Annotated in this window: 15 protein-coding genes; 7 read left to right on the top strand and 8 right to left on the bottom strand. The window is 50.4% G+C overall.

The window, feature by feature from the left end:
• Positions 1 to 105: 105 nt before the first annotated feature.
• Positions 106 to 837 (bottom strand): MurR/RpiR family transcriptional regulator, encoded by a 732-nt coding sequence (locus FFM82_RS09820; protein ID WP_137645663.1) that lies wholly within the window; start codon positions 835 to 837, stop codon positions 106 to 108.
• Between the two features lie 75 nt (positions 838 to 912).
• Positions 913 to 1,200 (bottom strand): hypothetical protein, encoded by a 288-nt coding sequence (locus tag FFM82_RS09815; RefSeq protein ID WP_170178270.1) that lies wholly within the window; start codon positions 1,198 to 1,200, stop codon positions 913 to 915.
• A 160-nt stretch (positions 1,201 to 1,360) separates the two neighbouring features.
• Between FFM82_RS09815 and FFM82_RS09810 the strand changes: the two genes are divergently transcribed.
• Together FFM82_RS09810 and FFM82_RS09805 are read left to right on the top strand one after the other, a co-directional pair.
• Positions 1,361 to 2,059: a response regulator transcription factor gene (locus FFM82_RS09810; protein WP_137645661.1), complete on the top strand. Its 699-nt coding sequence runs from the start codon at positions 1,361 to 1,363 to the stop codon at positions 2,057 to 2,059.
• Positions 2,052 to 3,446: a sensor histidine kinase gene (locus FFM82_RS09805; RefSeq protein ID WP_137645660.1), complete on the top strand. Its 1,395-nt coding sequence runs from the start codon at positions 2,052 to 2,054 to the stop codon at positions 3,444 to 3,446. Before FFM82_RS09810 ends, FFM82_RS09805 begins: the two co-directional genes overlap by 8 nt.
• A 105-nt stretch (positions 3,447 to 3,551) precedes the next feature.
• On the opposite strand, the gene FFM82_RS09800 is transcribed toward FFM82_RS09805, so the two are convergent.
• Positions 3,552 to 4,088: a GNAT family N-acetyltransferase gene (locus FFM82_RS09800; protein ID WP_137645659.1), complete on the bottom strand. Its 537-nt coding sequence runs from the start codon at positions 4,086 to 4,088 to the stop codon at positions 3,552 to 3,554.
• Between the two features lie 344 nt (positions 4,089 to 4,432).
• On the opposite strand from FFM82_RS09800, the gene FFM82_RS09795 reads away from it, so the two are divergent.
• The 3 genes from FFM82_RS09795 to FFM82_RS09785 are packed head-to-tail and all read left to right on the top strand — an operon-like array spanning position 4,433 to position 5,662.
• On the top strand, positions 4,433 to 4,684 hold the full coding sequence (locus tag FFM82_RS09795) for a hypothetical protein (RefSeq protein WP_137645658.1): 252 nt from the start codon (positions 4,433 to 4,435) through the stop codon (positions 4,682 to 4,684).
• Positions 4,685 to 4,715: 31 nt separating this feature from the next.
• A complete protein-coding gene (locus FFM82_RS09790; protein ID WP_137645657.1) occupies positions 4,716 to 5,006 on the top strand; it encodes a hypothetical protein in 291 nt (96 codons plus the stop codon).
• A 14-nt stretch (positions 5,007 to 5,020) separates the two neighbouring features.
• A complete protein-coding gene (locus FFM82_RS09785) occupies positions 5,021 to 5,662 on the top strand; it encodes a hypothetical protein (RefSeq protein ID WP_137645656.1) in 642 nt (213 codons plus the stop codon).
• A 28-nt stretch (positions 5,663 to 5,690) separates the two neighbouring features.
• Here the strand turns inward: FFM82_RS09785 and FFM82_RS09780 are convergent, their stop codons facing one another.
• Positions 5,691 to 7,079: an Nramp family divalent metal transporter gene (locus FFM82_RS09780; protein WP_137645655.1), complete on the bottom strand. Its 1,389-nt coding sequence runs from the start codon at positions 7,077 to 7,079 to the stop codon at positions 5,691 to 5,693.
• A gap of 160 nt (positions 7,080 to 7,239) precedes the next feature.
• Positions 7,240 to 7,926, bottom strand: a complete 687-nt coding sequence (locus FFM82_RS09775; protein WP_137645654.1) for a TetR/AcrR family transcriptional regulator — start codon at positions 7,924 to 7,926, stop codon at positions 7,240 to 7,242.
• 184 nt (positions 7,927 to 8,110) lie between these two features.
• Between FFM82_RS09775 and FFM82_RS09770 the strand changes: the two genes are divergently transcribed.
• The gene (locus FFM82_RS09770; RefSeq protein WP_137645653.1) at positions 8,111 to 8,551 is read left to right on the top strand and encodes an Rrf2 family transcriptional regulator; all 441 of its coding nucleotides are present in this window, start codon (positions 8,111 to 8,113) and stop codon (positions 8,549 to 8,551) included.
• A 54-nt stretch (positions 8,552 to 8,605) separates the two neighbouring features.
• Here the strand turns inward: FFM82_RS09770 and lpdD are convergent, their stop codons facing one another.
• From lpdD to FFM82_RS09755, 3 genes are all read right to left on the bottom strand, one after another.
• Positions 8,606 to 9,016, bottom strand: coding sequence for a prenylated flavin chaperone LpdD (lpdD, locus tag FFM82_RS09765; protein ID WP_137645652.1), 411 nt, complete (start codon positions 9,014 to 9,016; stop codon positions 8,606 to 8,608).
• A 2-nt stretch (positions 9,017 to 9,018) separates the two neighbouring features.
• Positions 9,019 to 9,582 carry a UbiX family flavin prenyltransferase gene (locus FFM82_RS09760; RefSeq protein WP_137645651.1) on the bottom strand — a complete coding sequence of 188 codons (564 nt, stop codon included), beginning with the start codon at positions 9,580 to 9,582 and terminating at the stop codon, positions 9,019 to 9,021.
• A 124-nt stretch (positions 9,583 to 9,706) separates the two neighbouring features.
• The gene (locus tag FFM82_RS09755) at positions 9,707 to 11,890 is read right to left on the bottom strand and encodes a glycoside hydrolase family 65 protein (RefSeq protein ID WP_137645650.1); all 2,184 of its coding nucleotides are present in this window, start codon (positions 11,888 to 11,890) and stop codon (positions 9,707 to 9,709) included.
• Between the two features lie 184 nt (positions 11,891 to 12,074).
• On the opposite strand from FFM82_RS09755, the gene FFM82_RS09750 reads away from it, so the two are divergent.
• Positions 12,075 to 12,866, top strand: a complete 792-nt coding sequence (locus tag FFM82_RS09750; protein WP_137645649.1) for a hypothetical protein — start codon at positions 12,075 to 12,077, stop codon at positions 12,864 to 12,866.
• Positions 12,867 to 12,876 lie beyond the last annotated feature (10 nt).

The raw sequence follows: 12,876 nt of genomic DNA, 5'->3' as shown, positions 1-12,876 counted from the left end.
TGAATGCCTAGTTGTATACCCTTTCAAGCAAAGTAGAACGTCGTTCCTATCAAAAAAACATGTTCCATTTAAGAAACATGTTCCAACATTTTTTATCTGAATGGTCTACGACAACGGCTGAACCATGATGGCCAGTTGTTCTAAATAGTAGACGACCGGTAGCTGTGATAACGCCCGCCCACCACTAATCGCTTGGACTTCGGGGATGTCGTAGGTTAACGTAATATCCGCAATTTCTGCCAACGTTGAGTGGGCACTCGCGGTGATGCCAATCAACTTGGCCCCGTTCTGCTGATAATAGAGCCCCTGTTGAATGACGTTATTCGTCTGGCCGGATACCGACAAAATCAGCAAAACGGTGTCCGCTAAGTCGATTTTCCCGACCGGGCGCGGTTGAAACGCGTTCGCCAGTAACATGCTATAAATCCCGAAATCGGCTAGTAGGTGGTTGCCATAATTAGCGAGTCCCGCGCTAGTTCCCGTCCCTAATACCACCACCATTTTCGCGTCGTGAATCATCTGGCTAGCCCGCTTAATCTTGGTCGTGATGTCCGGTAAGTTCATCCGGTCAAAGAACGCGCGCATTGGGACGATTGTCTGAGATAGCGGCTGTTCGGCGTCTTTGCGCATCTGCTCTTTTAACATGAACTTGAACTCCGAGTAACCGTCGTAGCCCATCCGCTTTAAAAACCGCAGAATTGAGGTTGCGGATACGTGAATTTGGTTGGCAAGTTGCCGGATCGTCATGGTACTGACTTCCACGGGGTGCCCCATGATATACTTATAAATTTCGATTTCCAGCCGGTTAAGCTGTTGCACCTGATCATACGAAAACATCCGATCACCTCAAGCCTTTAATTGGTCTATCAGAAAATTGATTGTGACAACCAAGATTTGTAGGAACAAATTCCACTATAGGTCCCCCCAGCGACCATCAATTTGCGGTTTGATCTCTAAATCCGCCATTGTTAGATCACAGGTGGCAACGGCCGCCGTGAGTTTTGCCGTAAACTCCGCCGTTTTATACGGCGAATCAATCGACCAAGTCTTAAAACTCGGGGTCCGGTTAATTCTACCAAGCGCCGCAATTGCGGGGACCTCTTTGGGGTCAACCGCGGGAGCCGATTTTCGAACGTTCACGTTGTAACCGTAGTGCCCACTGTGGTAAAGCGCGTGCATCGCATCGCCAAATAGTCCCATCATCTCCACTTACCTTCCGTTTAAGTTAAATCAAGTTTATCATAACTTACGCTCAGCTTTACAAGCGCTACCAATTTTAATCAAAATAAATCAAAAATCACGTTTCTATCATACTTATCCGTTATAATGGGGAACAAATTTACTTATCAGGAGGCGCTTCATGAAAAACACTATTTTAATCGTTGAAGACGAAGCCGGTTTATCCGGTTATTTAACCAAAGAACTGCAATTTGAAGACTTTAACGTGCTCGTAACCGGTGACGGTCTAAGTGCCATGGCCACTTACCAGGAGCACCAAAACGAATTATTGCTGATTCTCCTCGACTGGATGCTACCGAAACTAGACGGGATGGAAGTCTTGCGGCGGATTCGTAAGCACGATCAAGTACCGGTCATCATCATGACCGCCCGCGATTACGTCGGCGATAAGGTGGCCGGCCTCGATAACGGTGCCGATGATTACATTACTAAGCCGTTCGAAATTGAAGAACTATTGGCCCGGATTCGGGTCGTTCAACGACGGGCGGAGAACCAAGTCGATCAAAATCAGGTTTATCAACTCGACGCCGTCACCCTGGATACCAAGGCCCACCGCGTCACGGTTGCCGACCAAGACGTTCAGTTGACCCACCGTGAATACGACCTGCTTCAATTCTTCATGGCCCATCCCGACCAGGTCTTTAGCCGCGACGACTTACTCGACCAGGTTTGGGGGGCCGACTTTCTCGGTCAACCTAACGTGGTCGACGTTTACGTTGGCTACCTACGCAACAAGCTTGCTCAGCCCGACCAGGACCCAATTATCGAAACCGTTCGGGGTGTCGGCTATAAACTAAAGGAGTCGAGCGCCCATGCATAAACCTAGTGGTACGCCAACCTACGAGCGGGTAATCAACCAGGCCATGCGGCGACTCATTTTAACGATCACTACGGTCGTCAGCCTGGTGATTCTAGTCATGGTGGGCACCCAACAAACCTTAAATACGACCCACGAAGCTCAAAACTTAATGACCAGTTTACACGAAGCCAACATTAAGGACGTCCCGAGTTTCATTCACTGGAATAACGCGACTACCCGGAATACCAAGCAGGCCGCCTTTATTCGGGTCACCACCCCGAAGGCAACCGTGACCGGGTCATCGAAAACCAAGCAAACAATTTTAACGTCGCCCTCGTCCAAGGCGTTCTTTGCGCATCAAGCAACCCAGCTCATCGGCCCCTTCGTTCACGTGCAAGGCTTCGGCTTCTTCCTTAGTTATCAGCAAAAGGACGGGAAAAATACGTACCAACTCTGGGTCAGCCTACAACGCTTGATCACCAGCCTGCTGATTATGATCTGCCTCATTATCGTAGCAACTTCGTTAACCATGTGCTTCGGCGCTTGGTGGGCCCATCGCTTAGCAATGCGTCTGAGCGCACCGACCATTGCGCTCCTCCGCGAAACGCAATCTACGTCAAATAGCCCCGACAGTGACCAGCCAACGCTAACGGTCCCAACGAGTCCCGAGGAAATTCATAACTTAGGTCAAGCTTTTAACGAGCTCTTGACCTTACAAAATCAACGGCTCCAACACGAACGCCAATTTATTTCCGACGCGTCGCACGAATTACGGACACCGATCGCAGCCATTCGGGGTAATTTAAGCTTGATCCGCCGCCGCGGCGACGCCCACCCAGAAGTGGTGCCCGAATCCTTAAAGTTCATCGATGAAGAATCGTTGCGGATGCAGCACCTGATTGAAAACTTACTACACCTGTCCCGTGCCGACCGTGCGCAGCTGACGTTGACCGACCAAGACTTGTCATTTATCGTCTTGCAGCTGGGAGAACACTACCAGCCAACGTTAAAGCAGCCACTTAACTTAGACGTGGCTCCCAACGTTCACGTCGCCGGCAACGCCGAAATGTTGCAACAAATTATCGTCGCGTTACTGGATAACGCTCAAAAATATTCGCCCGCGGACCAGCCGATTTCCTTAAGCTTGAAGCAAACCGCTGATCGCATTGAACTGGCCGTGGCCGACCACGGTTTTGGCATTCCAGACGACCAAAAGCAGGCCATCTTCCAGCGCTTTTACCGCGTTGACCAGTCCCATTCGCAAGAAATCGAAGGTAGTGGCTTAGGCTTAGCCATCGTGCACCAGTTGGTTCAATTGAACCAAGCCCAGATTAACGTGACGGATAATCAGCCCACCGGTAGTATCTTTACGATAACCTGGCCACGGCCTGACTTGAAAAATAAATAAGCTCTTATAAAAGTGGTTTCCCGACCAATTCAATCGGGAAACCACTTTTTTAATCCAGTTCTATCACAGTGTACTTTCAACTAAGAGGAATAATTTTCAACCTCTTTATGCGTGCCAATCATTTCTTAGAATCCCGTATTTCACCGAATCATAATACTGCCCCTGCCAGTAACGAACTTGCGGAATGCACGCCTCTTGCTTTAATCCCACCGTTTCAGCTAAGCGCATCATTCGCGTATTTCCCGACCAGGTAGTTAAGCCAATGTGGGGAAGGGTGGCCTTTTCTTGGAATAAATGCGTCAACCACTTCGTTAACGCGCTGCGCCCAATGTGTTCACCCCAATATTTCTGATTGTAAATGATAATCCCCACCTCTAACCAGCGTTGAAGTGGTCCGTCCACAAAATGCCAATTGACACCGCCGACAATCACGCCATCCCGTGTGATCACCCAGTTACGCGGTTGGATTAACCAATCACGGGGACCGATAATCGTCTCAAATTCCGTTTGGGTCGGGAGTTGATCATGAAAATACGGTCCGTTCCAGCGGGTCCACTCTGCATCCGGATCACTGAAAGCTAGTTGCCACAACGTCGTTAATTCCGCTCGCTGAAGCGGTCGAATGGTAATTGTTGCTGTCATTTGATCACGCCCTCTCAATTCATAGGTCTACTATATCAAAGGTTCAGTACATATTGTTGCGGTTAGCTACACCATCAGCACGCTCCTAATGCGATGTTGTCGAAACGTGTTCGGTCAAGCTGATACTTGCGCTTGCTACGCTAAGTGCCAATCGCATAACCCGCAATCAGCACTTAGCTAGGCAATGCTCAGTATCAACCCGCTTGACCTCACACTCTAAGAATTTCTTATCCAAACCTTATCCAAACTCGATGGTTCGACCGGACCGCAGACGGTAAACTTAAGTCATTCAATCAAACAAAACAAATTAAATTAATCAAAGTACACGCAAGGAGATCTTAACCATGTTATTAGATACCGATCCTAAAATTAAAAACATCAGCGCCGCCCAGATTGTTAAAGTGATGTACCCACTAGTGATCGCCAAAACCGAAGCCGGCGAATACGTCAAAGTCCAACTCAGCGACGAACAAATGCAGGACCCGCTATTCTGGGACACGCTGAAAAATATCAACAAGTCTAAGCTGTGGGTGCCACTTGGCAAGCATTTTCACCAGTTACTCTCCAACGACTGGCTCATGCCAACCACCAACTAATCCGTCCCCCATTTAAAAGGAGTTGTTCAATATGAATAAATTATTGTCAAAATTAACCATCGCCCTAATGGCCGCCGGTACACTCTACGCGACCACCGCTACGGCGTCCGCCAACGTCCAACCAACGACGACAACGCCCACGACCCACCTCGTTAAGCGGGTCACCCGTTCCGAAAAATTAGCGTTGGGCACCCCGAAGACTAAAACGACGTTAGCCGCGACCCCGGCACCCCTCAAGAGTTCAATTCAGAGTCGGGTGCTCGCCACCGTTGATACCAGTAGTCAAAGTCTAACTAAACTGAAATACGCCAACCGTGCCTAGGAGGTGCCCTCACGATGAGCCAACTTACCCAGCCAATCATCCGTCAACTCCAGCGGCACTACCAGCAACCCGTTTTACGAACCGCAAGTGGCAGTTGGTACAGCGGCGCCGACGTGCTCGAAGACATCCGGCTCTGTACGACCAGTTTTCGCCAGCAAAACGTCCATGCGGGCCAGGCCGTTTTGATCAGTGCCACCGCAACCTCGGCCATCCCCAGCCTATTACTTGCGAGCTGGCAGCTCGGCCTGACCGTGACCTTAAAATCGCCCGAACAACACCTACCGACCCTGACACCGCAAGCGTACGCCGCGATGATCTACTCGGCCGACCAGATCAACCAACTGGCAGGCCGGCTTGACCCGCATCAAATCAGTGTCCTGACACTGATTTTAAATACCGCCCCGAACTTCAGTTACCTAGTCCACGATTGTGCGGAATCGATGAAACGGCAGAGCCGCCCGGACCTGATTCTCCCAGCCCATCAGCTCCAGCTAACGCAGGCCGCCGTGTACGAACGCGCACGCCACCGAGCACCACAGACGACTTTGACTAGTCCTTACGACCTTGAAGCCGGCCTAATCCCCTGCCTAAGCAACCTGCTGACCGGCACCCCCTTTACCATGACAACCACGCAAAACGCGCCCCTACCAAACTAGTTTGGTAAGGACGCGTTGTTTAATTTGATTAAGCTAAGCCTAACGTTTGTAGAATCAACCAGACGTTTAGGACGATTAAAATTGCCGTGACGATCCAGGCCGTGTATTTGACCCAGGCCCGGTTCTTAAAGCTTCCCATTAACTTGGCATCACTAGTGAATTTAACCAGTGGAATCATCGCAAATGGTAAGGCGATACTTAAGAACACCTGCGAGAACGTCAACAGACTTTCGATTTTGGCTTCGTTCCCATGGTAGTAAATGGCAAAGGCCAAAACCGGCGCAACGGAAATCAACCGCGTTAATAGCCGTTGGGCCCAGAGTGGCATCCGTAAGCGGATAAACCCTTCCATGATGATTTGCCCGGATAAGGTCCCGGTAATCGTTGAGCTTTGCCCGGATGATAACAGGGCAATCGCAAACAACATACTGAGGACCGGACTGGCAATCGCGCCAACGATTTTACTGTCGCCCAGCGCATTATATAAGTCGACGAAGCGACCCAAATCACCGTTCGTGCCATAGAATAAGGCGGCCCCTAAAATCAAGAGCAAGCTGTTAACGACAAACGCCACCGACAACTGAATGTTGGAATCAATCGTTGTAAACTTGACGGCCTTGGCAACTTCCTTTTTATCACTCCGGTCGACGGCCCGAGTTTGTGAAATTGACGAACCTAAGTACAAGTTATGCGGCATCACGGTCGCACCAACAATCCCAAGTGCTAAGTAAAGCATCGACGAGTTCGTGACGATCTTAGTCGTTGGTACGTAACCCTTGAACATTTCTGGAATGTTCGGTTGGGAAATAATCACTTCGTATAAGAAAACAAACAAGATAACCGCGACCAGCGTGGCCACGATGGCTTCAATCTTTCGAAACCCTAATTTCATTAACAATAACAGTAACAAAACGTCGGCGGTGGTAATCAAGATACCGACAATCAGTGGAAATCCAAATAATAGTTTTAACGCAATCCCGGAACCGATGATTTCCGCCATGTCGGTGGCAATAATGGCCAACTCCGTAATAATCCAGAGGAAGATCCCCGTGACTTTCGACGTGCGCTCACGGGTCAACTGCGCTAAATCTTTCCCAGTAACAATCCCAAGCCGCGCGGCCATTGCTTGTAGCAACATCGCAATTAAACTCGAAAGCAAAATTACGGAAAGCAACGCGTACTTATACTGTGAACCCCCTGCAATCGACGTGATCCAGTTACCTGGGTCCATATAGCCAACTGCAACCAGAGCGCCCGGTCCGGTATAGGCAATCAAAGTTCGCCAGAAGTTGGCGTTCTTTGGTACCCGGACACTCCCATTCACTTCGTCCAAGCTCTTACTATCGGCACCCGTTGAGTGCACGCCCTTTTCTGTGGCGTTCAGTGTCGTGTGGTCCTTCGTTTCTGCTGATTTCATGATGAAACCCTCTCTTCTATTGGTTTAGAATTCAGGTTGTGGACTACTGTGTGATCCTCAACAGTGCGGCTCAAAAATTGAGCACTCACTTTAATTCCACTTGGTAGTATATCATCATGAAGGAATTAGTCAATTAAATTTAATTATTAATTTGGTGCTCCTAAACTGGCTCACTAGTATGACCCGCAACGTTTATCGCGATTCGGCGGGGGGTTAAACCATTTATTAAGAAATCGCTGAGATATTGAACGGCCTGCTCATTTGGTTGGAGACTCAGTAAATTTTCCACGAGGTAGCCCGCTAAGGTCGAAAAAATTAATTGTAAAATGACCCGGTTCGGCCAATCGACGAGTTCACCAGCCGCTTTGAGGCGAGTCATTGCCTGGTCCGCCTGTGCCAAAATGGTTGGCGAGACCATTGCCAGTACTTCCGCCCGGTCAGCCGCGTTACTGAAAAATTGGGATAGGATCACAATCAACGCGGAGCGGTTATTAGCAACGAAGGCGACCCGGTCGCGAACGAGCGCAACCACGAACCCTTCTAAGGTGGGGACACGCGGTAACTCAATGGCCTGATCCAAAGTCGTTAACATTTCTGGTAAGACGTCCTTCACAATTGGCTGCATGATGGCGTCAAGAATTCCCGCTTTATTAACAAAATTATGAAAAATCGTTCCCTCAGCCACGTTGGCACACTCCGCAATTTCGCGGGTACTGACCTCGGCGTATCCGCGGGCCGCAAATAGGTTTAGCGCGGCCGCCAAGATTCGTTGCTGGGTTTTACTGATACGGCCATCCTTACTTAACGCAGCCGCATAGTGGGCCTGGATGGTTTCTAGTTCGCTCATGATTGACTTCCTTTTTGCAGTGACTGCTCAATTTTTGGTAGCCTCATCATAAACGATTCGGTTGACTAAAACAACTATAATTATGAAAAGTTACACGTCATTACGATACGAAACAATCAATTGCTTTTAAACGCCCGCTAGTTTAAAATAGCTGTAATTATTAATGTTACAAGGAGGATCTGCAATGCGTGTATCTACCCGTTTCAGCGACGCCATCCACCTCTTGGCGTACTTAAAAATTTACGCTAACACCAAGTTAACGTCCGACGCCATTGCCGCCAGTATCGAAACGAGCCCGGTAGTGGTTCGTCGATTGATGGGCAAGTTGCGCCAAGCCGGGCTGATTACGACCACTGCCGGCACTGCCAACCCGGAGCTTGCCAAGCCGCTTGGTGAAATCTCACTGCTCCGCGTTTTTTACGCCGTTGAAGGCGACAAACCGCTGTTTGCGGTCGACCCCAAGACCAACCCGGCCTGCATCGTCGGCGGCAATATCCAGACCGTTTTAAAGCAGTACTACCAAGACGCCCAGACGGCCGCCGAAGCCCGTTTAGCCCGAACGACCCTACAAGACATCGTAGACAACATCCTGGTTGAACAGGCTAAAAAAGACGCCCAAGCCTAAAAAAACGTGTGCTTTTGATTAACTCAGTTGAGCTGATCAAAAGCACACGTTTTGCTATTTAGGCTGTTCATCTTTACCGTAATACTGTGGCCGAGCGGCATTAACCGGGTGCGCCGCTAACCACGCGATTATTTGGTGCGCTAGGTCATCGGTCATCGGTGCGGCCGCCGCGATCTGTGCCTTGATAATTTGATTCACGTGTATCCCGGCCGTTACCGTACAACTACCGGTCAAGTGCGGCTGGAGCGCCGTGGCCAATCGGATCGAAATAAAGTCGTCCTTATGAAAGCGGCCGTCATGGCTTGGAAACCGAACCGTCTGGGGCGTTCCCTCAGCAGTGACCATCGTGACGTCCCCAATGTGCGGGTTACTCCCCCCAGTGACAACAACTAGTAAGTCAAAGCCGATAACTTGGAGGGTTGCCGTCATTTGGTAACCCGCCCGTTCCGTTTTAAACGTCGGCACGGCTAATCCCCCTCCCAGCGGCCATCCGCATCGTTTTGAATATGGAAGGCGTCCAAAATTTTCATCGTTTGGTGATTGACCAAGTCCTGAATGGTTTGCGGATGGTTATAAAAGGCCGGAATCGGCGGAATAATCTGAGCACCCAGCTGAGCGAGCTTCGTAAGGTTTTCCAGGTGAATTACGCTTAACGGTGTTTCACGTGGAACAATCACTAATTTACGCTGTTCTTTGATGGTCACGTCAGCGGCCCGTGCAATCAAGTTATCGCCGAACCCGTACGCAATCCCAGCGACCGTCTTCATGCTGGCCGGCACAATCACCATGCCGTCATTTAAAAACGAGCCACTTGCAATGGTCGCACCCTGGTCGTTGATGTGGTAAGTAAAATCGGCCAGCGCTTTTAGCTGCTTTAACTGGTAATCCGTCTCTAACTCCAAATTTTTCTGCGCCCAGGCACTCATTACGAGGTGGACTTCAACGTTGGGATTTTGATGTAACTTTTCCAATAGGTCCACGGCGTACACGCTGCCCGACGCACCGGTCATTCCGACAATAATTCGTTTCATATTTCACCATTCCTAGCGCATTTTACTGCTATTTTCTGCAAGTCTACCCTTTTATCATAAAGCCGGGCCGACTCGTGAACAACTCGTGTTTGGACTGGTTAATATTCCATTCTGGACTAACAGCCTATTCAGGATTCAGCGTAATCAAACGCTGTTTCTGATCAATCGTGACGGTCGTTGGCGCGCCGCTAACGCTTAACTTTTCCGGAGTCACCGTGATGGCGTAACGCTGCTGGCGGTACCGTAACTTAAACGTGCAGCGGGTCCAACCGTGGGGTAAGACCGGGTGTAAAGTCGCGTAGTGGTCGTCAACGGTCAAGCCCATCAAGCCCCAGGCAAAGGTGATCCAACTACCACCCATGGCAGCCAAGTGCAACCCGTCAGCCGTGTTACCTTGTAAATTTTCCAAGTCGGTATTGACCGTCCGTTTAAAGAATTTGGTCGCACCGCTAGCTTGTCCCAACCGCGCCGCGGCAATCGCATAAATGGCCGGTGATAACGACGAGTCGTGAGTCGTAATCGGTTCGTAATAGTCGTAACTCGTCTGAACCTCCGCATCCGAAAACTGTTCTGGTAGTAAGACCATCGCCAACAGTAAGTCCGCCTGTTTTAGCACCTGCAGCCGGTACAATACTAAGGGGTGGTAGTGCATTAGCAAGGGGAAGTGGTCGCGCGGAATCCGGTTAAGGTTGATTCGCCGCTTGGTTAGAAAGCTATCGTCCTGCGCGATCAAGTCACCGTGCTTTTCAAAGTACATCCTTGCAGCCGCGGCCTTAAATTGCGTCCATTCGGCCGCGGTTACTCCGTAGCGTTGCAGGTCCGCTCGCTGGTAGTGCGTCGTTAAGTAGCGCAATTCGAACTGCACGAGGTAGTTCGTGTAGGCGTTGTTATCAACTAACGCGGTGTATTCATCCGGTCCGGTGACGGTGTTCAAGACGAAGCCCTTTTGCGGGTCAAAGTTCCCGTAACCAAGGTAAAACCGGCTGGTCGCCAGTAATAACTCAACCCCGTAATTTTGCATAAACTCGTGGTCGTGCGTGATTTGATAATACCGAATCACGAGGTAAGCAATGTCAGCGTCAATGTGAATCGCCGCCGTGCTAGCTGGAAAGTACGCTGACGACTCCTCGCCGTTAATTGTCCGCCACGGGAATAGCGCCCCGCTCAGTCCCAACGACTTGGCGTAAGCCTTAGCGTGCGGTAATTGCTGGTAACGAACCATCAGTAACCGCCGGGCTAATTTAGGGTGATTCCAGTAAAAGAACGGTGCTTCGTAAATTTCGGTATCCCAGAAATAGTGGCCGCTATAACCGCTCCCGGTCAAGCCCTTAGCGGCAATTCCTTGGCGACCACCATGAATACCCAGCGCCTGTAATAACCCAAATTGGGAAAAGCGAATACCGCGTTGCGACTCCGCGTCACCAGTAATCTGAATATCACTGGTTTGCCAAAATTCCCGGAGGGCCGTTTGCTGAGCCGCCGCAATCGTTGCAAATGGCTGCATCAGTTGCCGCTTGATCAGCGCGGTCAGCGTGGCCCGTCCCAGGCTATGCCAAATGGTCTTGGTCAACGCGACCGGTTGCCGATCAAGGTCGAATTGACTGGTCCAGTTACCATCCGCTAACCAGTGCCCCGGCTGGTCGTAATGCGTCACCGTGCTTAGCTGCTGGCGACTATGCGACGCGGTAAAGGTCGTGCCGCGAAAGTCGGTTGCAAACGACGTAATTTGTTGGTGCGCCAAAATATCACTGGTATCAAATCCGGCCAACCGCGGATCAAAAGCTTTCGGTTGCACCATCCCGCGCACGTGCAGTCCAGAAATCAACCGCAACTGCCCGTGGTCAAAATTCAACGGCTGAATTTGAATCCGTTGTGTTAATAACGCCGCCATTTTTAAGCTGGTTAACCGTTGCAACTTAATCTCCAATTGGCGACCGGTCCGCCGTTCTTCCCAGGTCATGCAGTGCTCAAACTGGCCGGTTTTCATCGAAAGGTGGAACCCCTGTGCTAAAATCGTGCCCTGATTCAAATCGACTGGTTGGCCGTCTAACCACAGTTCGAACCGCGTCGGTGCGGGTAGTGGTACCATCATTTGATTACGTTGCGGAAACCCAAACTGCGCCTCACCGTATTTAATTGGTTGGTAATCGTAAAAACCGTTAACGTACCCGACCGTATCGGTTAGCGGACCAGTTTGAAGGCCCGGAATTTCGGCAAGATCCTTAATCCCGATCAACCCGTTGCTGACCGTTAATTGTGAGGCCAGTTCCGGTGTTGGTTGCGTTGCGTCAATTGTCCATAAACTCATGCAATGCCCCCTAAGTAAAAATTCACAACGGGCTTTTCGTACCTGCCGTTCGCGTCCATTATAGTCCTAACCGTGCGCAGACCACAGAATTGGTTCGGCGGGAGAATTTCAAGGCACTTTCACGTGTGGTTGCCACGAAATTGACCTATACTTAAGGCGGTGTACCAGTTAGGAGGGGATACCAATGGCGAAACGACGAATTACCCACGATCCAGATCAATTCGTTAACGCGGCGGACGATCGCCGCCGCCTGCAAGTCGCCGTGCAAACGGCCTTACCGACTAACGTCCACGTGTTAGCCCGTAACTTTGCACGCTCCAGCGCAAGCTCCTACTGGCTGCTCATGTTAGACCAGCCCGGTGGTCAACGACCCGCTTTTTTAACCCTGCGAATCGCGGACCACACCTTGTGGCTCACCAACCACGACCAACTGACGGTCACTTGGGAAGCCGGTAATTTCACGGCCGTCCAACAGACGCTACGCAACCAGCTAACACCACCGATACTTCGACGTTATAGTTACCAATTAAGTACGGCGGACATCATCACGTTACGGTTGATTTTACACCTTGAACAACACCAGCTGATCTGGCTCGTCCAGCTCTCCCCGGTGATCGCCCGGGCGTATAAAAACCAACGACTTGACCTGCACGCTGACTTTCCGAGTGCCAAGTTACTGCTGGGCAACATGAACAACAGCAGCTTACAACTGGTGCCAGTTACGCAACCAGTCTTTCAAGAACGGCTCGGTAAGTACTTCGGTCGCAACTTACTGTTTTCCCAGTTTACCAGTCACAAATTACTGCGTTTGTTACCGACCAACCAATGGATTCGGCCACTGCTCCGCGAATTACCACCGACCCCTAATTTAGAGCAACAATTAGCGGCGGCTTACGGCACGGACTTTGTTCGCATCTACGTTGAGGCCATCCGGCAACAAGCCCGGTTAGCCACCGTTACCGCTGGCCGCCGGTAATCGATAACGC

The sequence above is a fragment of the Lactiplantibacillus plajomi genome (assembly GCF_005405405.1).
Taxonomy (GTDB): domain Bacteria; phylum Bacillota; class Bacilli; order Lactobacillales; family Lactobacillaceae; genus Lactiplantibacillus; species Lactiplantibacillus plajomi.
Note: the sequence above shows the minus strand (reverse complement) of the source record. Positions and strands in the feature narration are given on the sequence as shown.

Bases quoted from the DNA above. Each gene is read 5' to 3' on its own strand.
- FFM82_RS09810 (WP_137645661.1), top strand. From the start codon at position 1,361: ATGAAAAACACTATTTTAATCGTTGAAGACGAAGCCGGTTTATCCGGT.
- FFM82_RS09795 (WP_137645658.1), top strand. From the start codon at position 4,433: ATGTTATTAGATACCGATCCTAAAATTAAAAACATCAGCGCCGCCCAG.
- FFM82_RS09790 (WP_137645657.1), top strand. From the start codon at position 4,716: ATGAATAAATTATTGTCAAAATTAACCATCGCCCTAATGGCCGCCGGT.
- FFM82_RS09820 (WP_137645663.1), bottom strand. From the start codon at position 837: ATGTTTTCGTATGATCAGGTGCAACAGCTTAACCGGCTGGAAATCGAA.
- FFM82_RS09800 (WP_137645659.1), bottom strand. From the start codon at position 4,088: ATGACAGCAACAATTACCATTCGACCGCTTCAGCGAGCGGAATTAACG.
- FFM82_RS09770 (WP_137645653.1), top strand. From the start codon at position 8,111: ATGCGTGTATCTACCCGTTTCAGCGACGCCATCCACCTCTTGGCGTAC.
- FFM82_RS09785 (WP_137645656.1), top strand. From the start codon at position 5,021: ATGAGCCAACTTACCCAGCCAATCATCCGTCAACTCCAGCGGCACTAC.
- FFM82_RS09780 (WP_137645655.1), bottom strand. From the start codon at position 7,079: ATGAAATCAGCAGAAACGAAGGACCACACGACACTGAACGCCACAGAA.
- FFM82_RS09815 (WP_170178270.1), bottom strand. From the start codon at position 1,200: ATGGGACTATTTGGCGATGCGATGCACGCGCTTTACCACAGTGGGCAC.
- FFM82_RS09755 (WP_137645650.1), bottom strand. From the start codon at position 11,890: ATGAGTTTATGGACAATTGACGCAACGCAACCAACACCGGAACTGGCC.
- FFM82_RS09775 (WP_137645654.1), bottom strand. From the start codon at position 7,926: ATGAGCGAACTAGAAACCATCCAGGCCCACTATGCGGCTGCGTTAAGT.
- FFM82_RS09750 (WP_137645649.1), top strand. From the start codon at position 12,075: ATGGCGAAACGACGAATTACCCACGATCCAGATCAATTCGTTAACGCG.
- FFM82_RS09760 (WP_137645651.1), bottom strand. From the start codon at position 9,582: ATGAAACGAATTATTGTCGGAATGACCGGTGCGTCGGGCAGCGTGTAC.
- FFM82_RS09805 (WP_137645660.1), top strand. From the start codon at position 2,052: ATGCATAAACCTAGTGGTACGCCAACCTACGAGCGGGTAATCAACCAG.